This window comes from Mesorhizobium sp. M0715 (assembly GCF_040320355.1).
Classification (GTDB): Bacteria; Pseudomonadota; Alphaproteobacteria; order Rhizobiales; family Rhizobiaceae; genus Mesorhizobium.
On the sequence record NZ_JAMYPL010000036.1, the window covers coordinates 1 to 20,490 of the forward strand.

Sequence of the window (20,490 nt, forward strand, 5' to 3'; positions counted from 1 at the left end):
CCCCCCCCCCCCCACCCCCCCGCCCGCCCGGCGGTGGGCGCGCCTTGTGGCGAAAACCTAACTCCCCCCCCCCCCTGCCCCCCCCCCCAACCCCACGGGGGGGGCCCCGGTGGCGGGCCCCAAACCCGGCGCCCATGCCGGGTGCCAGTAGGAACCAGCCGGCGCCGACGGTGACGATGCCGAGGATGAAGGCCGGCAGGAATGTCGGCGCGGCAAGCCAGCCCGCTCCGGCCAACACCACCAGGATGATGCCGTAGACGATGCCGACAAAATAGTGAAAGGCCCAGCCCAGCGCCTTTTCATGCGCGTAGGGCGCTGCACCGCCGATATCATCGTGAAAGACCTTGTCGCGGAGATGCCAGACCCAGCGACCGACCGGCCCCCAGTTCGGCCGTGGCTGCCCGAACGCCTTGTGCAGGAAGATGGCCCAGAGATCCATCGCCACCGTAGCGCCGATGCCGATCGCGATAGCACGCCAGAACATGTCAAACATCGAGGTCCCCCCAAAGGCAATCCCTGGAATACAAGGGCGATCGTCGGGCGGCGGCAACCGTTGCGGTCCAGCCCGACGTTGTCGCTGAAGTTCAGAGCTGCCCCAGAATATGAGCCGCACCGGACTCGTCGACACCGGGCTTGGTCTCGACATTGAGCGCGGTGACCTTGCCGTCGTCGATGATCATTGAGAAGCGCCTCGAGCGCAGGCCCATATCGTTGCTGATGTAATCGAGGCCCACCGCCTTGGCGAAATCGCCACTGCCGTCGGCGAGGAACAGGATCTTGCCCTCTCCGCCGGTGAAGTGCGCCCAGGCACCCATGACATGGACGTCATTGACCGAAACGACGGCGATGGTGTCGACGCCGCGCGCCAGGATGGCATCGTGGTTCTCGAGATAGCCCGGCAAATGGTTGTTGCTGCAGGTAGGTGTGAAGGCGCCGGGAACCCCAAACAGCACGACCTTCTTGCCCGAGAAAATCTCGGCCCCGGTGATCGGCTTGGCGCCATCGGCGGTCATCGTCTTGAAGGTCACGTCAGGCAGCTTGTCGCCAACGGAAATGGTCATGGATTCCTCGCTTGGGAAAATGGGAAGGACGTGTCTTTGCGTAGCGAACTCAACGGCTTCCTGCAATCGTTGGGACAGGCTGGATCAAGGGAAAGGCAGAATCCCTGCGACCGCGCCCGCCGCACTCGTCAGCGTATAGTGAAGCCCGCCATCGGTCGGCGTCGTCGAGGGGCGATCGAGGATCGGCACGGTGAAAATCAGCTTGCCGTCCTTTTCGCTGCGGGCCGGGGTGCCGAACATGTAGTCCCGCTCGCCGGCAACGAAGAAATCCGCCGCCGCCGGATCGCCGGGAAAGCTCGCCTCGACAATCAGCGTCTCGTGGTCGCCCGGCAGCACATTGATGCCGAAATCGGACCTCGCGGGCGTCGGCAGCGCCGTAAAACTCGCCTTCACCAGCGCCGCGTCCTCGACATTGTCCGGATCGGAGGCGGGGTCGACGGTCAGCCGCGTCTGCACCGGAATGCAGATCGTTTCGCAGATGCCGAGAAAGATGTCGGCATCGATCACCGCCGGCTGGTTCGGCGTCGCCAGCGTGAATGTCACCGGCAGAGAAACCGGATAGTTGTAGCCTGCCCATTTGCCATAGCCGTCGTCATGGCGCTGCGGCGCCGGAAACGACAGAGTGGCGTCGGCGATGTTGGTGCTGGCTGAAATGTCGAGTTGCGGCGGCACGCCCGCGTCGCCCGGATCGCGCCAATATGTCTTCCAGCCAGGCTTGAGCGCAATATCGAGAACGCCTTGGATACGGCCGGCATCGTCGGCTTTGCCTGATGTAACCAGCCGAACCTTGCCGCCTTCACTGTTGTACCACGCCGACGAAGAGGCGGCGGCGGGAAGAGCGGTTGCCGATCCGATGGCGGCTCCGAGCAGCAGGATTTTCAAGCTTCGCATGGCGGTGATTTGATCGTCCGTTCGTGGCCGCGCAATGATTTCATGGCCTTGCCGGTATCATATTTGCGTGACTTCGAGGGAGAAGAATGTTCGAGCCGCCGCAACAGGCTTTGGTCGAATCCAGCACGGCGCATCTTTTCGGCGCTTTGGAAACGCGTTACGCTCCCTTCATGGACTTGTTGCGCCACAAGAAGACGGTCGCCAGTCGCGGCTTTCTCGACGATCAGTTCCTGATTGCCATGCCCGGCATGAAGGACGACCGTTTCACGCGCTCGGTCATCTATGTCTGCGCACACTCCGATGAAGGCGCCATGGGCCTGATCATCAACCAGACGCAGCAGATGCTGTTTCCGGACCTGCTCGTGCAACTGGGCATCATGAACGAGCAGGAGGCGATCCGCTTGCCGGCTCAGGCCCGCGATTTCGTCGTGCGCAATGGCGGCCCCGTGGACCGCAGCCGGGGCTTCGTCCTGCATTCGGGAGACTATCGGGTGGAATCGTCGCTGACCGTTTCCGACGACATCTGCCTGACGGCGACCGTCGACATATTGCGCGCAATATCGTCCGGCCGCGGGCCTCGTCATGCGCTGATGGCGCTCGGCTATTCCGGCTGGGGCGCCGGCCAATTGGAGACCGAGATCGCCGAAAATGGCTGGCTGACCTGTCCGGCCAATGCCGAGCTTCTGTTCGACACCGACATCGAGCGCAAATACGACCGGATCCTCGCCTCGATCGGTATCGACCTTGCGCATCTCAGCTTGGCGGCCGGACACGCGTAATCGCGAACAGTCATGCGCAACATTCGCGGCTAGCCGAAGCCGCCTACACCTTCGTCATCCTAGGGCGAAGCAGGAGCGAAGCTCCGTCGCGGAGACCCTGGGATCCATTCCGTGACCTATGTCGAAGGATGCAGCGGCGAAGAAATCTGAACCGTTTTCAACGCTTTAACCTCACGGCATGGATCCTAGGGTCTGCGCCGCGTCGCTGCGCTCCTTGCTTCGCCCTAGGATGACGAAGCGATAGGCGTCTCGGCCAATCGCAGAGGTCCGCGCCTGGGCGACGCGCGCCTGAATCCCATCACGCTTGCGTCAGCGGATACTGTTCCTTCAGCGTCTTCAGCACCTGGTCGCCCGGCATTGGTGCGCCGAACATGAAGCTCTGGACATATTCGCAGCCCATCTGGCGCAGTTCCAGCGCGTCGCTCTCGTCCGAAATGCCCTCGGCGACGACGGACAGGCCGAGTTCATGCGCCATGTTGACCATCGATTTCAGCAGCACCGCGCGCTTGGGCGTGTTGTCGTCGACGAAGCTCTTGTCGATCTTGATGGTGTCGAAGGGGAAACGCGTCAGATAGGCCAATGAGGAATAGCCGGTGCCGAAATCATCCAGCGACAGGCCGATGCCGAGCTGCTTCAGCTTGGTCAGCACATGGGCGGTCTGCTCGGGATTGTCCATCACAAGCGATTCGGTGAGCTCCAGCCGGAAGCAGCGCGGCTTCAGATTGGCCCGAGCGATGACCGAGCGGACGTCGCTGACCAGGTCACGGCGGATCAGCTGGCGGCTGGACAAATTGACCGAGACCGACAGCGGCGCGTCACCGATCTGTTTTTGCCAGCTGGCGAGATCTTCCGCCGCCTGCTGCATGGCAAACAGGCCGAGCTGCACGATAAGCCCGCAGCTTTCGGCGACCGGGATGAAATCCGCCGGCGGGATCATGCCGCGGCGCGGGTGGTCCCAGCGCAGCAGCGCCTCGAAGCCGGCGACACTGCCGTCCTCAAGCCGCACGATCGGCTGGTAGGCAAGCGTGAATTCCCGCCGCTCGATGGCGCGGCGCAGGTCGGATTCGAACTGCAGCCTGTCGGTGCCGACAGTGCGGAAGGCCGGACGGAACGGCTCGATCCTGTCGCCGCCGAAGCGCTTGGCCTGGTGCATGGCAAGCTCGGCATCCTTGACCATGTCCTCGGCCGACATCTGCGGCGAATTCCAGGTGATCAGTCCGATCGACGCGGTCAGCACGATCTCGCGCTTGGCAAAGGTGATCGGGTTGTTGATGGCATGCTTGATGGCATCCGCCACGGCGGCGATGCGGGCCGGGTCCTGTTCGGACAATAGCATCAGCGCGAACTGATCGCCGGCAAAGCGCGACAGCGAATCCTTCGGCTTGAGCAGCCGGTGCAGGCGACGCGCGATGGTCAAGAGGATGGTGTCGCCGGCCGAGATGCCGAGGCCGTCATTGACCTGCTTGAAACGGTCGATGTCGATGACGAAGACGGTTGGCCGCACCTTTTCTTCGGTGCGCGCGATCGAGATGATCGCTTCCAGCCGATTCATCAAAAGTTCGCGGTTCGGCAGACCGGTCAGATTGTCGTGAACGGCGTCGTGCAGCAGCCTTTCCTCGGACTTTTTCTGCTCGGTCACGTCGACCATGGTACCGACGCAGCGGATAACCTCGCCGTCGGATCCGATGACCGGGCGCGCGCGCAGCGAAAACCAGTGATAGTGGCCGTCGGCGCCGCGCAGGCGAAAATTCTGCGATACCCGGCCGCGCCGGTGTTCGAGCACGACGTCGAGCGTGGTGCGGAACGTGTCGCGGTCGTCGGCATGCAGCACCGGGAGCCAGTTGCGGGCCGCGCCGCCAAGGCTGTTCGGCGCCAGTCCGAGCTGGATGCTGACATCGGGCTTGGTGACGACGCGGTCGCGCAGCACGTCCCAATCCCATACCGTGTCGCCCGAACCGGCGACCGCCAGCGCCTGCCGCTCGAGGTCGGAGAACAGGCCCTGATGCAGCGCGCCGCCGGCAAAAGCATGCTGCATGACGGTGAAGCCGATCAGAAGGATGATCAGGATCAGCCCGCCGCCCAGGGCCGGCTGGGCAATGTCGTTGTCGAGCATGCCGGTGATCGCCATCCACGATCCGCATAGCCACAACAGCACCATGACCCAACTGGGCACCAGCATGATGGCACGGTCGTAGCCGCGTATGCCGAGGAAGATGATCAGGCCAAGCCCGGTCAGTGCGGTGGCGGCGAAGGACAGCCTGGCAATGCCGGCGGCGACCGCCGGATCGACGATGGCGACGCCGGCGATCAGCACCAGTCCGAGGATCCAGACCAGCGCGCCATAACTGAAATGGCCGTGCCATCGGTTGAGGTTGAGATAGGCGAACAGGAACACCACGAAGGTTCCCGCCAGCGCCACCTCCGTTCCCGCTCGCCACATCTGCTCGTTGCCGGGCGATATCTCGATGATCTTGTTGAGGAAGCCGAAATCGACGCAGATATAGGCCAGCACCGCCCAGGCAAGTGCCGCGGTTGCCGGGAACATCGAGGTTCCCTTGACCACGAAAAGGATGGTCAGGAACAGCGCCAGCAGGCCTGCAATGCCGATGACGATGCCGCGAAACAGCGTGTAGGAATTGACCGAGTCCTTGTAGGATTCCGGATCCCAGAGGTAGACCTGCGGCAGCTTCGGCGAGGCCAGTTCGGCGATGAAGGTAATCACCGTGCCGGGGTTCAGCGTCACCCGGAAAACGTCGGCGTCGGGGCTGGTCTGGCGATCGAGCGCGAAGCCTTCGCTGGGCGTGATGGCGGCGATGCGGGTCGAGCCGAGATCCGGCCAGAAGATGCCGGAATTCACCAGGCGGAAATGCGGTGCGACGATCAGCCGGTCGAGTTGCTGGTCGGTGGTGTTGGCGAGCGCGAAAACAGCCCAGTCGCCGGTGGAACGGGCATCATTGGCCTCGACCTCGATGCGCCGCACGATACCGTCCGGACCCGGCGCGGTCGACACCTGGAAATTCTCGCCCTGGTTGCGGTAGATCTCGACGGCGCCGGAAAGGTCGAGCGCGACGTCGTCGCGGGCAATCTTGATCGGTTCGACGGCAAAGGCCGACGATGCCGCGCACAGCATCAGGAGTGTCGCGAGGACAAAGGCGAACAGCGACCCGTTGCGCAGGAAATTCGTCAAAAATCAGTCCTTCGTTCCAACGCCCGGCGGATCGTCCGCGATCCGGGCGTAGAGGTAGTGGTCCTGCCAGATGCCGTTGATCCTGAGATAGGATCGCAGCAGTCCTTCGCGCCGAAATCCGGCTTTTTCAAGCACGCGGATCGACCGGATATTGTCGGGAATACAGGCCGCTTCGATCCGGTGCAACCTCAGCGTATCGAAGGCGAAGCGGGCCACCACCTTGACCGCGTCGGTCATCAGGCCGCGGCCGCCGAAGCGCTCGCCGATCCAGTAGCCGACATGGCCGCTCTGCGAGACGCCATGGCGTATGTTGCCGAGCGTGATGCCGCCGGCCAGCTTGCCACTGCTCCTCTCGAAGATGAAGAAGGCGATAGCGGTTCCTTGCGCATAATCCTCGCGGTAGCGGCTGATGCGCAGCCGCCATGCGTTGCGGTCGAGTTCATCGGGAGTCCAGCGTGGCTCCCAGGGTTCGAGGAAGGCGCGGCTATCGCCACGCACCGCCGCCCACTCGCGGAAGTCGTTGGTGAACGGCACGCGCAGCGTGACGCGGTCGCCTTTCAGCGCCGGCAGGTCGCGGCGGAAGAAAGGGAGCGCGAACACGACGCTTCGAGGGGCTTAGACGGCGAGCTTACGGGCCGTGGTCTGCGTGCCTGCGAGCGATTCGAGGATCGCCTCGTATGGCGCCAGTGTGCCCACAGGCCCGACAGCGGTAAGCGTCGGCTTGGTCGAGAACAAACGCGACGATAGATCGGTCAGCCGCTCGACCGTCAGCGCCGACAGCCGTTCCATCAGTTCCTCCTTGGCGATCGGCCGGCCGAACAGAAGCAGCTGCCGTGCGATCTGCGAAGCGCGGCTGGCCGGGCTTTCGGCTGACATGATCAGTCCGGCGCGATATTGGGCGCGCGCCCGGTCGAGTTCTTCCTGCAGGATTTTCTCGCCGGCCTTCTGCAGCTCGTCGATGATGACAGGCACCAGTTCGGCGATGTCGCTCTGGCCGGTCGCGGCATGGACGCCGAAGACGCCGGTGTCGGAAAAGCCCCAATGGAAAGCATAGACCGAATAACACAGGCCGCGCTTCTCGCGGACCTCCTGGAACAGGCGCGACGACATGCCACCGCCGAGGATCATCGACAGCACCTGCGAGGCATAGAAGTCGCGCACATGATAGGCCCGGCCTTCGAACCCCAGCACGATCTGCGCGTCCATCAGGTCGCGGTCCTCACGGAAGTCGCCGCCGACATATTGCGCATATTGCGGGATGGTGCTGTCGGCCTTGCTGCGGAAGCCGCCGAGTTGCTTTTCGACCTCGCGCACGAAATTGTCATGCTTGATGTCGCCGGCGGCGACAATCACCATGCGCTCGGCGCCATATTGCCGCTCGATGAAGTCGTGGAGTTGCTTGGAGGTGAAGGATTTGACCGTTTCGGGTGTGCCGAGAATGGAGCGGCCGATGGTCTGATGGCGATAGGCGGTTTCCGTGAAACGGTCGAAGACGATGTCGTCGGGGGTGTCGTGCGCGGCGCCGATCTCCTGCAGGATCACATGCTGTTCGCGTTCGAGTTCCTGCGGGTCGAATTCGGACTCTTGCAGGATGTCGGCAAGAATGTCGACGGCCAGCGGCACGTCGTCGGAGAGCACCCTGGCATAGTAGGAAGTGGTTTCGACGCTGGTGGCGGCGTTGATTTCGCCGCCGACGTCTTCGATCTCCGAGGCGATTTCGAAGGCGCTCCGCCTTTTCGTGCCCTTGAACGCCATGTGCTCGAGCAGATGGGCCATGCCATGCTCGTCCTCACGTTCATTGCGGGCACCCGACTTGACCCAGGCACCAAGGGCAACCGATTCGATGCTTTGAAGGGTTTCGGTGGCGACTGTCAGGCCGTTCGACAGACGGCTTACCTCAACACCCATATGGCTAGTACTCCTTAACGCGCCGCCCGCGCGCGGCGGCCGACATAATCTTCCACCATTTTCAGGTCGGAGGGAAGTACCGTGTATTTTTCCTCCGATGTCATCAACCCACCTAGCCATGCGGGCAGTGCGGGCGACACGCCGCTGGCGGCTTCGACGGCGGCCGGGAATTTTGCCGGGTGTGCGGTACCCAGCACCACCATCGGCACGGCGCCTGACGCCTTGCCCGCAGCGACATGCACAGCTGCCGCGGTGTGCGGATCGAGCAGATAGTTGCTGGCCGCGAGCGTCGAGCGGATGGTGGCGGCGACCTCGTCCATATCAGCCCGGCCGGCGTCGAATTCCGACCGCATCCCGGCGATTTGCTGGGGTTCGATGGTGAAAGCGCCGGACTGCTTCAGACCGTCCATGTAGCGCCGCACGGTCGCCGCGTCACGGCCGGAGGCCTCGAACAGCAGGCGTTCGAAATTGGACGACACCTGGATATCCATCGACGGCGACGTGGTCGCAAAGACACCCTTGGTGCGATATTCCCCTGTCGCGAAGGTCCGCGCCAGGATGTCATTGTCGTTGGTGGCGATGACCAGCCGCTCGATCGGCAAGCCCATCTTCTTGGCCGCGTAGCCGGCGAAGATATCGCCGAAATTGCCGGTCGGCACGGTGAAGGAGACCGGCCTGTCCGGCGCGCCAAGCGACAGCGCCGAGGAGAAATAATAGACGATCTGGGCCATGATCCGGGCCCAGTTGATCGAGTTGACGCCCGAAAGCGCCACCCGGTCGCGAAATCCGTGATCGTTGAACATGTCCTTGAGCAGGCCCTGGCAATCGTCGAAATTGCCTTCGATCGCCAGCGCATGGACGTTTGCAGCCGTCGACGTCGTCATCTGCCGCTGCTGCACCGGCGAGACGCGGCCGTGCGGGAAAAGGATGAAGATGTCGGTCCGGCTGCGACCGGCAAAGGCATCGATGGCCGCCCCGCCGGTATCGCCCGAGGTGGCGCCGACGATGGTGGCGTGCTGGTCGCGTTCGGCAAGCACATGGTCCATCAGCCGGGCCAGAAGCTGCATCGCCAAGTCCTTGAAGGCGAGCGTCGGCCCGTGGAAGAGTTCCAGGATGAAGGTGTTGGGGCCGGTCTGCACCAGCGGGCAGACGGCCTCGTGGCGGAAGGTGGCATAGGCTTCGCGCACCAGCCGCTCGAAAACGGAGGCCGGGATCTCGTCGCCAAGGAACGGCGACAGCACGCGGATGGCAAGTTCGGGATAGGCAAGGCCGCGCATGGCGCGGATCTCGGCGGCGGAAAACTGTGGCCACTCGCGCGGCACGTAGAGCCCGCCGTCGCGCGCCAGCCCGGCCAGCACGGCGTCGGAAAATCCAAGAACGGGGGCTTCCCCGCGGGTACTCACATAATGCATGTCACAATTCCGTTACTGCTTGGCTTTTCCATCCACCGCAAGGTGGTTAATTTCTGCGCTGGCTCAGTCGCATTTTTGCCGCGCGGTTGATATACGTCACCAGCTTTGCGAGAGGGAAGTGCAGTTTCATGGCGTTTCGTACATTCAGTGGTCGCTTTTTGGCGGGTCTTGCGCTCACCGGCTTTATGCTTGCCGCCGCCGGCTGCCAATCGGGCGACAATGGCATCCTGAACCTCGGCATAGGCAAGAAGGAGGACCCGACGGCGCCACCGCCGCCCCAGGATCCCAAGATACTGGCCAGCCAGTTGCAGGCCTATTGTCCCAGGGTGACGGTGCGGGACGGCACGGCTTTCTTCAACACCTATTCCAAGGAAGCTCAGAAGCCCAAGCCCAGGATCAAGAAGACCGGCGACGCCGCGCAGGATGCCGCGGCCCAGGCCGAGGCTGACGCCGCTGCTGCAACTCCGCCCGACGAATCGGCCAACATCATCTACCAGGCATCGGTCAGCGACGTGACACGCGACTGCAGCCGTGCCAACGGCCAGCTGACGATGAAGATCGCGGTCGCCGGCAAGATTGTCCCCGGACCGAAGTTTTCTCCAGGCACCATCACCATGCCCATCCGCACGGCTGTGATGCATGGCACCGAGGTCCTCTATTCGCAGATCCACCAGTATCAGGTCCAGGTCACCGATCCTTCGGTCGCCACGCAGTTCGTCTTCACCGATTCCAATATTGTCGTGCCCGAGCCGACGGCGCAGGACTATCAGGCCTTTGCCGGCTATGACGAAACCGCGCATCAGGCAACGGCCGACAAGCCGAAGAAGAAGCAGAGGAAGAGAGCCGCCGCGACGAACTAAGCGGCGAACACAAGACATGGGCGGGCTATGTGAGGCTCTCCGGCCATTCTCTGGCCCCATGGACAACGGCGATGATTTCAACGTCACTGCCGCGCACCCGATAAACAACGATATAGGATGTCCGCGCTATCACAAGCTCGCGGGTTCCGCCCGCTCGTCCCTTGCGTCCGACCATGGGATTTGACGCCAAGAGTTCGTCGGTGCGACCAATCAGATCGGCTGTTAGCCGATACGCCGCAACGGGACTGTCCTGCGCGATAAAATCCTGAATCTGGTCGAGGTCGTCGAGAGCGGCGCTCGTCCATGAAACCTGCATCAGGTGGGGCGGTACTTGTTCAACACCCGCTCGATATCGGCACGGCTGGCAAATTCACCACGGTCGGCCGCTTCAATTCCTGCGTTCACCTTGTCTAAAAACCGCTCCTGCCACTCAAGGGAGTGGCCGTTCTCAAGCGCGTCCGCAACGACTTCCGACGCGGACAGGCTGGACCGCGCCGCGATAGCATCGATGCGGGCCTGTAACTCTGGCGTGATTTCAAGCTCAATCGTCATGACGCAATCATCGCATAGCCATCAGGGTTTTGAAATGAAAACCAGCTCCCAAAATTGCAGTATCGCCTCCTACCACTCTGAAGCACGAGAACGGTAGACCGACCGGGCGAGAAAAGTCCCGCCACGAGGGCGAAATTCAATCGCCCTCAGGCGTCCGACCACTCCGACAGCGCCGCGATCACGCTTTTCAACTCTGCCCAGCGGCGGATCACCGTTTCGGCGCCGGCCTCGGTGAGCGCGTCGGCATGGCCGGGATAGCTGTGGGCGGCTCCGGTGAAGCCGATCACCCGCATGCCCGCCGTCCTTGCGCCGTGAACGCCGTGCACGGAATCCTCGATAACGAAAGTGTTCGCCGGGTTGGCGCTGAGTTTCTCCGCCGCGAACAGGAACACGTCCGGCGCCGGTTTCGTTTTCCCGGTCGGTGTTTCCATCGCCGAAAAAATCCGGTCGGTGAAAAACGGCAGAAGATGCACCTTTTCCAGCATGAATTCGATCCGCTCGGAGCGTGAATTCGAGCAGACGCAGCGCGGCACGCTTACCGCGGCAACGGCCTCGCGCACGCCATCGATGGCGCGGACGTCGCTGCGCAGTTTGCGGTCGACCAATTGTTCCTCCCTGTCGATCAGAGAGGCCTGGAAGGGGATGCGGGACTTTTCCTCGACCCGCAGCATGATGTCCTTGAAGGTCAGGCCGGCATAGCTCTCCGAAATCTCCTCAGCCGATATCTCGTATCCTGCCAAGGTCAAAAGCTCGGCGTCGACGCGGGCGGCGATGATCTCGGAATCGACGAGCACGCCGTCGCAATCGAAGATGACAAGGTCTGGCTGGGGCATGGTGATCCGGACAATAGGAGGGCGAAGTGGCCTCGGAAGGCTCAGGCGGCGCGGCATACACCAACAGGGCCGCCTTCGCAAATTCGCCACACCCGTCCCTTGGCCTTCACGGAATATTTACGCTGATCGGTAACCATAACGGAGAGTAAACAGTAACGCGTGCCTTGGGTGTCAGAATGTCTGCCGTGCGTCTTCTCGACGAGCTATCCCACGCTCCCCAGCAATCCGAATGGCTGGACACGATCCTCAAGGGCGACTGCGTCGCCGCGCTCGACCGGTTGCCCGAAAAATCGATCGACGTCATCTTCGCCGATCCGCCCTACAATCTGCAGCTCGACGGCGACCTGCACCGCCCCGATCAGTCCAAGGTCGACGCCGTCGACGACGACTGGGACCAGTTCGAGAGTTTCGAGGCCTATGACGCTTTCACGCGTGCCTGGCTGCTGGCGGCGCGCCGGGTGCTGAAGCCCAACGGCACCATCTGGGTCATCGGCTCCTATCACAACATCTTCCGGGTCGGCGCCAAGATGCAGGATCTCGGCTTCTGGATCCTTAACGACGTCGTCTGGCGCAAGACCAACCCGATGCCAAATTTCCGTGGCCGCCGCTTCCAGAACGCGCATGAGACGATGATCTGGGCTACGCGCGATCAGAAGGGCAAGGGCTATACCTTCAACTACGAAGCGATGAAGGCGTCCAACGACGACATCCAGATGCGCTCCGACTGGCTGTTTCCGATCTGCACCGGCGGCGAGCGGCTGAAGAACGACAATGGCGACAAGCTGCATCCGACGCAGAAACCGGAAGCGCTGCTTGCCCGCATCATGATGGCCTCGACCAAACCGGGCGACATCGTGCTCGATCCCTTCTTCGGCTCAGGCACCACGGGCGCGGTGGCCAAGCGTCTCGGCCGCCATTTCGTCGGCATCGAACGCGAGCAGGCCTATATCGACGCCGCCAACGAGCGCATCGACGCGGTGCGGCCGCTGGAAGAGGCCGACTTGACCGTTCTCACGGGCAAGCGCGCCGAGCCGCGCGTCGCCTTTGTCAGCCTGATCGACACCGGCCTGATGATGCCGGGCGCGACGCTCTACGATGCCAAGAAGCGCTGGGCGGCCAAGGTGCGCGCCGACGGCACGGTGGCGATCGGCGACAGCGCCGGCTCGATCCACAAGATCGGTGCCGAAGTGCAGGGGCTGGACGCCTGCAACGGCTGGACCTTCTGGCATTATGAGCGCAGCGGTGGCCTGACCCCGATCGACGAGCTTCGCCGCATCGCGCGGCTCGGCATGGAGCGGGCAGGGGCCTGATCGGCAGCTCAGGCCTTGTCTTCCTCCAGGATGATTTCGCTGACCTCGCCTTTCGCCATCAGTGAGAGCTGACTGGCAAAACGCGACAGACGCGAATAGTCCGTCCGGAGTCGCACACGCGCGAAGTCACGGGCTTCGATCTCCTCCGCGACCTCGATCCGGACGAACAGGTGACCGACGCCATCCGCCGGGAAAACCGAGATGCTTATCAGGCCGGGCGATCTCAGGACCAGATCCGCGCGTTTAAGCGGATAGGCCTGCAATGACACAATAAATTCGCTTACCTCGTCGGTCGGGAAATAGGCATCGCCACGTCCTCGAAAGTGGCCATGCTCGACACTGGCGTCAAGTATTGACCATTCCGGGTTGAAGGTCAGAACGAGCTTGCCCATTGCCGGTCTCGATCAGGTCGCGATGCCATGCCGCTCAAGGTCTGCTTGAAGCGCCTTTGCATCGGTGAACAGCACCGACTGCCAGCCGGCCGCCTTGGCGCCGTCGACATTCTTCTGGCTGTCGTCGATGAACAGCGTCGCGGCCGGTTCGAGGCCGAAGGCGGCGATGTGATGATCGTAAATGCCGCGATCGGGCTTGATCATGCCGATCTCGCCGGAGATGGTGACGCCGCGCGGACGATTGAGAAAATCGAAGCGCTCGCGGGCTTCGGCCAGCGTGTCGCTGGCGAAGTTGGTCAGCATGGTCACGTCGTGGCCGCTCTCGATCAGGCCGACCATGATGGCGACGCTGTCGTCATAAGCATGCGGCACCATCTCGTGCCAATGGCGGCGGAAACCGCGGATGTTTTCCGCGTGATCGGGATGGTCCGCGATCAGCAGCGCCTCGGCCTCTTCCCAGGTGCGGCCGCGATCCTGCTCGATGTTCCAATCATGCGTGCAGACATTGTCGAAAAACCACTTTCTCTCTTCGGCATCCGGAATGAGGCGGCTGAACGGAATGTTGGGATCGTAGTGGATCAGCACTCTGCCGATGTCGAAAACGATGTGGCGTATTTCAGTCATGGGGCCTCTTTGCACTGTGTGGCGACGGCTTTTTCGTCGCGCCGGGTATCGCAGCCTCGATTGCCTTTTTCATGACAGTCGGCAGCGCCTCGCCGGAAATCTCGTGAGCGAGCGACCAGAAATGCCCGTCTGGCGCATCACCTTTGATGTGAGCGTGAAAGACTTCGAGTTCGAGAGCGAAATGCGTGAAGACATGCGCAATGCGGCCCGCATGCCGCCAGTCGGCGGGAAAGGGCGCGGCCGCTTCCGTGGTTGCCCCATCGATCCGCGCGGTCCAGCCCGTCGTCGGCACCTCGGTCATGCCGCCGAGCAAACCCTTCTCTGCCCGTTTGCGCAGAAGGATGGCGCCGTCGGCCCGCACGGCGACAAAGGCCGCGCCGTGCCGCTGCGGCTTGTCGGCCTTGGGCAGGCGCACCGGGAAGTGCTCGGGATCGCCTGAAACGACCGCGCTGCAGTCTTCGCGCAGCGGGCACAGCATGCAGCGCGGCCGGCGTGGCGTGCAGATGGTGGCGCCGAGATCCATCATCGCTTGGGCGAAGTCGCCAGGCCTTGTCCCGGGCACCATGCGCTCGACATGGGCACGGATCTCGGGCTTGGCTTCGCTGAGCGGGGTTGTGATCGAAAACAGCCGGGAGATGACACGTTCGACATTGCCGTCGACAACGGCGGCGGGGCGATCGAAGGCAATCGCCGTGATGGCCGCCGACGTATAGGCGCCGATGCCGGGCAGTTCTCTCAAACCCGTCTCCGTGTCGGGAAACCGGCCGCCACGCGCGGCCACAAGATCGGCACAGGCCTTGAGATTGCGGGCGCGGGAGTAGTAGCCGAGCCCGGCCCAGGCCTTCATCACGTCCTCGGTGGGCGCCGCGGCCAGCGCTTCGACATCGGGCCATTTCTCGACGAATACCTTGAAATAAGCCTTCACCGCTTCGACGGTGGTCTGCTGCAGCATGACCTCGGAGAGCCAGATGCGGTAGGGATCAGGCCGCACGCCGCGCGCATGCTCAATTGGTGTGATGCGCCACGGCAATTCACGGTGATGCACATCGTACCAGCTGAGCAGGCGGGATGCGATATCGTCGCTGACACCGGATGCAGCTGTGCTGCTATCTCCGGATGTGGCTTTGCCACTATCCCAGGATGCGGTCTTGCGGGTCTGGTCTGCTGGTGCCATTGATCTTGTATTGGCCTGGCCGGTATCTGCTGGGTCGTCGCTGGAGGACGTACATGGCAGGGAGAACGCCCTACGGCAATCCCGTCCCGGTCAGCGATCTCGCGACCAGGATCCTCGATCCGGTGCTGCGCAAGCGGGCCGGCATTTCGATCGGCCTCGTCCAGTCATGGGACGAGATCGCCGGCCTGCGGCTGGCCAGCCATTCGCGCCCCGAAAAAATCCAGTGGCCGCGCCGTATGCATGAGGACGATCCGTTCGAGCCGGCCGTGCTGGTCATTGCCTGCGAAGGCATGGCGGCACTTCATCTGCAGCACGAGACGGGCGAGATCATCAACCGGGTCAACGCCTTCCTCGGCTTCACCGCCATCAACCGCATCAGGATCCTGCAGAAGCCGGTGACAGCCGACAAAGGAAAGCGCAAACCGGCCCTGAGGCCGCTGACGGCGGCTGAGAAGACGAAATTGTCGGGAACTGTCGGCCTGGTCGATAATGATGAACTGCGCGCCTCGCTGGAGAAACTTGGCGCGACCATTATTGGGGAGAGAAAATCATAGGCGTCTTGAAGAAAATCATGGATTCGTCGTCAATATCTCGCATTCGTGATCGCCCTTGTCAGGTTTCGCGATTGGATTGGGGATCGAGATGCCTTAATTCGCGCCAACTCTCGCCTTTTCGTGTCTTTGCATTGCAAAATCCAACCCTTGTCAGGTGATTCGTATGAACCGTCCCCCGTTTGGTCAAAGCTTGTCTCGCAGAAATGTCCTGTCTTCGCTGGCCGCCATTCCGGCGGTGGCCCTGCTCGCCGCCTGCAGCGACTCTGGCGAGGAGGCGAAGGCCGCGGATGTGAAGCCTGCGGCCCCGGCCGCCCCCGCGAAGGCGGCCACGCCGGCCGCCGCCACCGCGCCGGAGGCCCAGGGCACCGTGGATGTGGCGGAACTGATGAAGCCGGGTGCGCTGCCCGACAAGCAGCTTGGCAAGGATGACGCCAAGGTCACCATCGTCGAATACGCCTCGATGACCTGCCCACACTGCGCGCATTTCGCCGAGACCACCTTTCCGGACCTGAAGACCAAGTACATCGACACCGGCAAGGTCCGCTACATCCTGCGCGAATTCCCGTTCGATCCGAGCGCCGAAGCCGGTTTTATGCTGGCGCGCTGCGCCAAGGATAACTATTACCCTATGGTCGACGTCCTGTTCAGGCAGCAGGCGAACTGGGTTGGCGTTCAGAATACCAAGGATGCGCTGCTGCAAATCTCGAAGCTCGCCGGTTTTACACAGGAGTCCTTCGAGGCCTGCTTGACGGACCAGAAACTTCTGGACGATGTGAGATCGGTCCAGAAGCGCGGCGCCAATGAATTCAAGGTCGACTCGACACCGACCTTCTTCATCAACGGTAAGACCTACAAAGGGGCGATGTCGATTGAGGAAATGTCGGCCATCATCGACCCTCTGCTCTGACATCCAGTCAGCCCTGAGGCGGCGGCGCTTCGGCGTGCGCGGCTTCCTGTCGTGCCGCGAATTCCTTTCGCAAAATCACGGAAATCCGCTTAGTGGGCGGGGCGAATGAAGTTTTCGCGCCTTCGCCTCCTCGGTTTCAAGTCCTTCGTCGAGCCCGGCGAGTTCGTCATCGAACGCGGCTTGACCGGCATTGTCGGGCCGAATGGCTGCGGCAAGTCGAACCTTGTCGAGGCGCTGCGCTGGGTGATGGGCGAAAGCTCCTACAAGAACATGCGCGCGTCCGGCATGGACGACGTCATCTTTTCCGGCTCGGGCACTCGGCCCGCACGCAACACCGCCGAAGTCACGCTTTTCCTCGACAACAGTGACCGCTCGGCGCCCGCTGCCTTCAACGATGCCGACGAACTGCAGGTGTCGCGCCGCATCGAGCGCGAGGCCGGCTCGCTTTACCGTATCAACGGCAAGGAGGCCCGTGCCAAGGACGTGCAGCTTCTGTTCGCAGACCAGTCAACCGGCGCGCGTTCGCCGTCGATGGTCGGTCAAGGCCGCATTGGCGAACTGATCCAGGCCAAGCCGCAGGCACGCCGCGCGCTGCTCGAAGAGGCGGCAGGCATTTCCGGCCTGCACACCCGCCGCCACGAGGCAGAACTGCGGCTGAAGGCGGCCGAGCAGAACCTCGAACGACTGGACGACGTCGTCGGCGAGCTGGAAAGCCAGATCGAAAGCCTGAAGCGCCAGGCGCGCCAGGCGTCCCGCTTCAAGAACCTGTCGGCCGATATCCGCAAGGCAGAAGCGACGCTTTTGCATTTGCGCTGGACACTGGCCAAGACCCAGGAAGGCGAGGCACGTTCGGCGCTGGCGGTTGCGACAGCACTGGTCGGCGACCGCGCCGCAGCCCAGATGGCCGCCGCCAGGGAGCAAGGCATCGGCGCTCATAGGCTGCCGGACCTGCGCGACGCGGAAGCCGCCGCCGCCGCTGCCTTCCAGCGCCTGTCGATCGCCAAGTCGCAGATCGAGGAGGAAGCCGGTCGCATCCGCGCCCGTCAGAGCGAACTCGAGCGCCGGCTGCAGCAGCTCGACGGCGATATCGCACGTGAAGAGCGCATGGTCCGCGACAATGCGGACATTCTCGAGCGCCTTCGCACCGAAGAGGCAGCACTCAATTCGGAAAATGCCGGCGCCGCCGAACGCGAAGCCACCACCCGTGCGGCGTTCGAACAGGCGGCGTCGACGCTTTCGCAAAGCGAAGCCAAGCTCGCCGCGCTGACCGCCGAACGGGCCGAGGCTGCCGCCTCGCGCAACCAGATCGAACGGACGCTGCGCGACACCGCCGAGCGCCGCGACCGCTTCGCCCGTCAGCTTGCCGATGTCGACCGGGAATTGTCGGAGATACTCTCCAAGGTCGCTGGCCTGCCCGATCCGGCCGAGAAGCGCGTGCTGGTCGAACAGGCCATGGCGCTGCTGGAGGAGGCCGAGGCTGCCGTGTCCGAGGCCGAGCAGTCGGTCATCGATGCCCGCGCTACCGAAAGCGCTGCCCGGCCACCGCTTCAGGATGCCAGGGCCGAGCTGGCACGGATCGAAACCGAAGCGCGCACGCTGGCAAAAATCCTGAATGCCGCCAGTGGCGATCTTTTCCCGGCCGTGCTGGAACAGATCAGCGTCGATCGCGGTTTCGAAACGGCGCTGGGTGCGGCCCTTGGCGAAGATCTCGACGTGCCGCTTGACCGCAGCGCGCCGGTGCATTGGGGCGAAAGCGCGATCCAGCCCGGCGACGCGGCTCTGCCGGAAGGCGTCAGAAGCCTGGCCAGCGTGGTCCACGCGCCGGCACAGCTCGCCCGCCGCCTGGCGCAGGTCGGTATCGTCGAATCTAGCGACGGCCGCCGGTTGCAGCCGCTGCTTGCTCCCGGCCAGCGGCTGGTCAGCCGTGAAGGCGCGCTCTGGCGTTGGGATGGCTTTACCGCCAGCGCCGATGCGCCGACCGCCGCAGCACAACGGCTGGCGCAGAAGAACCGGCTGGCTGAGCTCGATGCCGAGGCGATACAGGCGACGCTCGTCCTGCGCCAGGCCGAGGAGGCGCTGGGAGAGGCTGAACAGGCGCTGCGCCTGGCAAGCGAGGCCGAGCGCAACACGCGCCAGGCCGGTCGTGACGCCCAGCATCGGCTGGACGCTGCCCGCAATGCGTTGGCCGAGGCCGAGAGAGCCGGCGGCGAATTGCAGAGCCGGCGCGCCGCGCTCGATGAAGCGCGCGCCCGCATCGTCGACAGCCATGAGGAGATTTCGGCCGCCTTCGCCGAGGCGGAAATGCTGCTGCAGGACGCGCCCGATCTTGGCGATCTGCAATTGCAGCTCGAACAGTCCTCGGCCAATGTCGCCCGCGACCGCGCCGCGCTTGCCGATGCGCGTGCCGTGCATGAGGGGCTGCGGCGCGAAGCCGAGGCGCGCGCGCGCCGGCTCGATGCCATTGGCGCCGAGCGCAGCAACTGGCTGGAGCGGGCCGAAAACGCCTCGACGCAGATCGCATCGCTCGGCGAACGCAAGGCCGAGGCCGAGGCCGAACGCGAGCGGCTGGCCGATGCTCCCGATGAAATCGACGCCAAGCGGCGTGCCTTGCTGTCGCAGCTCACCGAGGCCGAGAGCTTGCGCAAGGCGGCGGCCGACCGTTTGCAGGAAGCGGAGAACCGGCAATCCGAACTGGACAAGGCCGCCACCGGCGCCATCCAGTTCCTGGCCGAGGCGCGCGAGACCCGCGTTCGCGCCGAAGAGCGGCTGACCGCAGCCGACGAACGCCGGCTGGAGGTCGAGGCGCGCATCCAGGAGACGCTGAACACACCACCGCATCTGGTCATCCGCCACACCGGTCTGGAGGCTGACAGCCCGATGCCTGAGATGGCCGAGATCGAGCGTCAGCTTGACCGGCTGAAGATCGAGCGCGAACGGCTGGGCGCCGTCAATCTGCGCGCCGAGGAGGAGCAGAAGGAGCTTTCCGACCGGCTCGAGGCGATCGTGTCCGAGCGCGAAGACATCATCGAGGCGATCCGCAAGCTCAGGCAGGCGATCCAGAGCCTCAACCGCGAAGGCCGCGAGCGGTTGCTTGCCGCCTTCGATGTCGTCAACGGCCATTTCCAGCGGCTGTTCTCGCATCTGTTCGGCGGCGGCACGGCGGAATTGCAGCTGATCGAATCCGACGATCCGCTCGAGGCCGGGCTCGAGATTCTTGCCCGCCCGCCTGGCAAGAAGCCACAGACCATGACGCTGCTGTCCGGCGGCGAACAGGCGCTGACGGCGATGTCGCTGATCTTTGCGGTGTTCCTGACCAATCCGGCGCCGATCTGTGTGCTCGATGAAGTGGATGCGCCGCTCGACGACCACAATGTCGAGCGCTTCTGCAATCTCATGGACGAAATGGCTGCCACCACCGAGACGCGCTTCGTCATCATCACCCACAACCCGATCACCATGGCGCGCATGAACCGGCTGTTCGGCGTGACCATGGCCGAGCAGGGCGTCAGTCAGCTGGTGTCGGTCGACCTGCAGGCGGCCGAGGCGATGCGCGAGGCAAGCTGACCCAGGTCGCGCTACCTGCGAATGGGCGGCTCTGGAGCGATTTCAGGGAAAAGTGTGAACCCCGGCAAAAAAATCAGAGCGTCGGATTGTGTTTGTGCGAATGCTGTTTGGCCGAAGCCCAGACGAAATAGAGTGATCCCAGCTTCAGCACAGGCACCCTGCGATCCCGTTCGCGATCACGCAGTTCGCGGTAGGTCTTCACCTTCAGTGTGCCTCCCGGCAATCTGATTCGAAAAGCCATGATGCATAGAGCTTACGTGCTTTCTCCAGTCGATGGAAGGTTCATTTCAAGCTCCTCGTCAGTATTCGAGCTCTTGGAGGGTCGATCAGGAATTGTACTGGGCCACCAGATGACGAAATATTTGCCACACTGCCAGACCGGGACTTCGCCCTTGTACTCCCGCCGCCGCAGTTCATGACGTTGCTTGACCTTCAACACACCACCCGGAAGCCTGATCTTGATCGTCATCGTCCCTCAATAC

At 63.3% G+C, this 20,490-nt stretch carries 21 protein-coding genes; 6 read left to right on the forward strand and 15 right to left on the reverse strand.

Annotated features, from left to right (window positions below; translation table 11 throughout):
• From NKI21_RS29370 to NKI21_RS29380, 3 genes are all read right to left on the reverse strand, one after another.
• On the reverse strand, positions 1-493 hold a 493-nt coding region (locus tag NKI21_RS29370), incomplete at its 3' end, for a DUF2938 family protein (RefSeq protein WP_352868716.1).
• 91 nt (positions 494-584) lie between these two features.
• Positions 585-1,061 carry a peroxiredoxin gene (locus NKI21_RS29375; protein WP_023808596.1) on the reverse strand — a complete coding sequence of 159 codons (477 nt, stop codon included), beginning with the start codon at positions 1,059-1,061 and terminating at the stop codon, positions 585-587.
• Positions 1,062-1,145: 84 nt separating this feature from the next.
• Complete coding sequence (locus NKI21_RS29380) at positions 1,146-1,952, reverse strand: protein-disulfide reductase DsbD domain-containing protein (RefSeq protein ID WP_352442779.1); 807 nt, start codon at positions 1,950-1,952, stop codon at positions 1,146-1,148.
• Positions 1,953-2,122: 170 nt separating this feature from the next.
• Here NKI21_RS29380 and NKI21_RS29385 point away from each other — a divergent pair, with 170 nt between their 5' ends.
• Complete coding sequence (locus NKI21_RS29385) at positions 2,123-2,731, forward strand: YqgE/AlgH family protein (RefSeq protein ID WP_023808594.1); 609 nt, start codon at positions 2,123-2,125, stop codon at positions 2,729-2,731.
• Between the two features lie 298 nt (positions 2,732-3,029).
• Here the strand turns inward: NKI21_RS29385 and NKI21_RS29390 are convergent, their stop codons facing one another.
• Genes NKI21_RS29390 through thrC form a run of 4 tightly spaced genes read right to left on the reverse strand, consistent with a single transcriptional unit; the run spans position 3,030 to position 9,238 of the window.
• The gene (locus tag NKI21_RS29390; RefSeq protein WP_352868719.1) at positions 3,030-5,918 is read right to left on the reverse strand and encodes an EAL domain-containing protein; all 2,889 of its coding nucleotides are present in this window, start codon (positions 5,916-5,918) and stop codon (positions 3,030-3,032) included.
• Between the two features lie 3 nt (positions 5,919-5,921).
• Positions 5,922-6,518, reverse strand: coding sequence for a GNAT family N-acetyltransferase (locus NKI21_RS29395; RefSeq protein ID WP_352442778.1), 597 nt, complete (start codon positions 6,516-6,518; stop codon positions 5,922-5,924).
• Between the two features lie 15 nt (positions 6,519-6,533).
• Positions 6,534-7,826, reverse strand: coding sequence for a M16 family metallopeptidase (locus NKI21_RS29400; RefSeq protein WP_127290840.1), 1,293 nt, complete (start codon positions 7,824-7,826; stop codon positions 6,534-6,536).
• Between the two features lie 14 nt (positions 7,827-7,840).
• Positions 7,841-9,238, reverse strand: coding sequence for a threonine synthase (thrC, locus tag NKI21_RS29405; protein ID WP_352868722.1), 1,398 nt, complete (start codon positions 9,236-9,238; stop codon positions 7,841-7,843).
• 128 nt (positions 9,239-9,366) lie between these two features.
• Here thrC and NKI21_RS29410 point away from each other — a divergent pair, with 128 nt between their 5' ends.
• Positions 9,367-10,098, forward strand: coding sequence for a hypothetical protein (locus tag NKI21_RS29410; protein WP_023808589.1), 732 nt, complete (start codon positions 9,367-9,369; stop codon positions 10,096-10,098).
• Between the two features lie 25 nt (positions 10,099-10,123).
• Here NKI21_RS29410 and NKI21_RS29415 read toward each other — a convergent pair whose 3' ends face one another.
• From NKI21_RS29415 to NKI21_RS29425, 3 genes are all read right to left on the reverse strand, one after another.
• Entirely contained in the window at positions 10,124-10,414 is a 291-nt protein-coding gene (locus NKI21_RS29415) for a type II toxin-antitoxin system RelE/ParE family toxin (protein WP_023808588.1), read from the reverse strand.
• Complete coding sequence (locus NKI21_RS29420; protein WP_023808587.1) at positions 10,414-10,650, reverse strand: transcriptional regulator; 237 nt, start codon at positions 10,648-10,650, stop codon at positions 10,414-10,416. Before NKI21_RS29420 ends, NKI21_RS29415 begins: the two co-directional genes overlap by 1 nt.
• Positions 10,651-10,796: 146 nt before the next feature.
• A complete protein-coding gene (locus NKI21_RS29425; RefSeq protein ID WP_023808586.1) occupies positions 10,797-11,483 on the reverse strand; it encodes an HAD family hydrolase in 687 nt (228 codons plus the stop codon).
• A 176-nt stretch (positions 11,484-11,659) separates the two neighbouring features.
• On the opposite strand from NKI21_RS29425, the gene NKI21_RS29430 reads away from it, so the two are divergent.
• A complete protein-coding gene (locus NKI21_RS29430; RefSeq protein WP_023808585.1) occupies positions 11,660-12,793 on the forward strand; it encodes a site-specific DNA-methyltransferase in 1,134 nt (377 codons plus the stop codon).
• 8 nt (positions 12,794-12,801) lie between these two features.
• Here the strand turns inward: NKI21_RS29430 and NKI21_RS29435 are convergent, their stop codons facing one another.
• From NKI21_RS29435 to mutY, 3 genes are read right to left on the reverse strand one after another with little or no spacing between them, the layout of a single operon-like run.
• Positions 12,802-13,185: a WapI family immunity protein gene (locus NKI21_RS29435; protein WP_023808584.1), complete on the reverse strand. Its 384-nt coding sequence runs from the start codon at positions 13,183-13,185 to the stop codon at positions 12,802-12,804.
• Between the two features lie 12 nt (positions 13,186-13,197).
• Positions 13,198-13,809 carry an HAD family hydrolase gene (locus tag NKI21_RS29440; RefSeq protein ID WP_023808583.1) on the reverse strand — a complete coding sequence of 204 codons (612 nt, stop codon included), beginning with the start codon at positions 13,807-13,809 and terminating at the stop codon, positions 13,198-13,200.
• Entirely contained in the window at positions 13,802-14,983 is a 1,182-nt protein-coding gene (gene mutY / locus NKI21_RS29445) for an A/G-specific adenine glycosylase (RefSeq protein WP_352628650.1), read from the reverse strand. The genes NKI21_RS29440 and mutY overlap by 8 nt, the downstream gene beginning before the upstream one ends.
• A gap of 53 nt (positions 14,984-15,036) precedes the next feature.
• Here mutY and NKI21_RS29450 point away from each other — a divergent pair, with 53 nt between their 5' ends.
• From NKI21_RS29450 to smc, 3 genes are all read left to right on the forward strand, one after another.
• Complete coding sequence (locus NKI21_RS29450) at positions 15,037-15,537, forward strand: DUF721 domain-containing protein (protein ID WP_352442775.1); 501 nt, start codon at positions 15,037-15,039, stop codon at positions 15,535-15,537.
• 163 nt (positions 15,538-15,700) lie between these two features.
• Positions 15,701-16,444: a DsbA family protein gene (locus tag NKI21_RS29455; RefSeq protein ID WP_352442782.1), complete on the forward strand. Its 744-nt coding sequence runs from the start codon at positions 15,701-15,703 to the stop codon at positions 16,442-16,444.
• A gap of 105 nt (positions 16,445-16,549) precedes the next feature.
• Positions 16,550-20,008: a chromosome segregation protein SMC gene (smc, locus tag NKI21_RS29460; RefSeq protein WP_352442774.1), complete on the forward strand. Its 3,459-nt coding sequence runs from the start codon at positions 16,550-16,552 to the stop codon at positions 20,006-20,008.
• Between the two features lie 73 nt (positions 20,009-20,081).
• Here the strand turns inward: smc and NKI21_RS29465 are convergent, their stop codons facing one another.
• Positions 20,082-20,210 carry a hypothetical protein gene (locus tag NKI21_RS29465; protein ID WP_352442773.1) on the reverse strand — a complete coding sequence of 43 codons (129 nt, stop codon included), beginning with the start codon at positions 20,208-20,210 and terminating at the stop codon, positions 20,082-20,084.
• A 51-nt stretch (positions 20,211-20,261) separates the two neighbouring features.
• Positions 20,262-20,477 carry a hypothetical protein gene (locus NKI21_RS29470; RefSeq protein ID WP_352442772.1) on the reverse strand — a complete coding sequence of 72 codons (216 nt, stop codon included), beginning with the start codon at positions 20,475-20,477 and terminating at the stop codon, positions 20,262-20,264.
• Positions 20,478-20,490 lie beyond the last annotated feature (13 nt).

Bases quoted from the DNA above. Each gene is read 5' to 3' on its own strand.
- NKI21_RS29415 (WP_023808588.1), bottom strand. From the start codon at position 10,414: ATGCAGGTTTCATGGACGAGCGCCGCTCTCGACGACCTCGACCAGATT.
- NKI21_RS29425 (WP_023808586.1), bottom strand. From the start codon at position 11,483: ATGCCCCAGCCAGACCTTGTCATCTTCGATTGCGACGGCGTGCTCGTC.
- NKI21_RS29400 (WP_127290840.1), bottom strand. From the start codon at position 7,826: ATGGGTGTTGAGGTAAGCCGTCTGTCGAACGGCCTGACAGTCGCCACC.
- mutY (WP_352628650.1), bottom strand. From the start codon at position 14,983: ATGGCACCAGCAGACCAGACCCGCAAGACCGCATCCTGGGATAGTGGC.
- NKI21_RS29380 (WP_352442779.1), bottom strand. From the start codon at position 1,952: ATGCGAAGCTTGAAAATCCTGCTGCTCGGAGCCGCCATCGGATCGGCA.
- NKI21_RS29470 (WP_352442772.1), bottom strand. From the start codon at position 20,477: ATGACGATCAAGATCAGGCTTCCGGGTGGTGTGTTGAAGGTCAAGCAA.
- NKI21_RS29410 (WP_023808589.1), top strand. From the start codon at position 9,367: ATGGCGTTTCGTACATTCAGTGGTCGCTTTTTGGCGGGTCTTGCGCTC.
- NKI21_RS29375 (WP_023808596.1), bottom strand. From the start codon at position 1,061: ATGACCATTTCCGTTGGCGACAAGCTGCCTGACGTGACCTTCAAGACG.
- NKI21_RS29435 (WP_023808584.1), bottom strand. From the start codon at position 13,185: ATGGGCAAGCTCGTTCTGACCTTCAACCCGGAATGGTCAATACTTGAC.
- NKI21_RS29420 (WP_023808587.1), bottom strand. From the start codon at position 10,650: ATGACGATTGAGCTTGAAATCACGCCAGAGTTACAGGCCCGCATCGAT.
- thrC (WP_352868722.1), bottom strand. From the start codon at position 9,238: ATGCATTATGTGAGTACCCGCGGGGAAGCCCCCGTTCTTGGATTTTCC.
- NKI21_RS29430 (WP_023808585.1), top strand. From the start codon at position 11,660: ATGTCTGCCGTGCGTCTTCTCGACGAGCTATCCCACGCTCCCCAGCAA.
- NKI21_RS29455 (WP_352442782.1), top strand. From the start codon at position 15,701: ATGAACCGTCCCCCGTTTGGTCAAAGCTTGTCTCGCAGAAATGTCCTG.
- NKI21_RS29450 (WP_352442775.1), top strand. From the start codon at position 15,037: ATGGCAGGGAGAACGCCCTACGGCAATCCCGTCCCGGTCAGCGATCTC.
- NKI21_RS29385 (WP_023808594.1), top strand. From the start codon at position 2,123: ATGGACTTGTTGCGCCACAAGAAGACGGTCGCCAGTCGCGGCTTTCTC.
- smc (WP_352442774.1), top strand. From the start codon at position 16,550: ATGAAGTTTTCGCGCCTTCGCCTCCTCGGTTTCAAGTCCTTCGTCGAG.
- NKI21_RS29440 (WP_023808583.1), bottom strand. From the start codon at position 13,809: ATGACTGAAATACGCCACATCGTTTTCGACATCGGCAGAGTGCTGATC.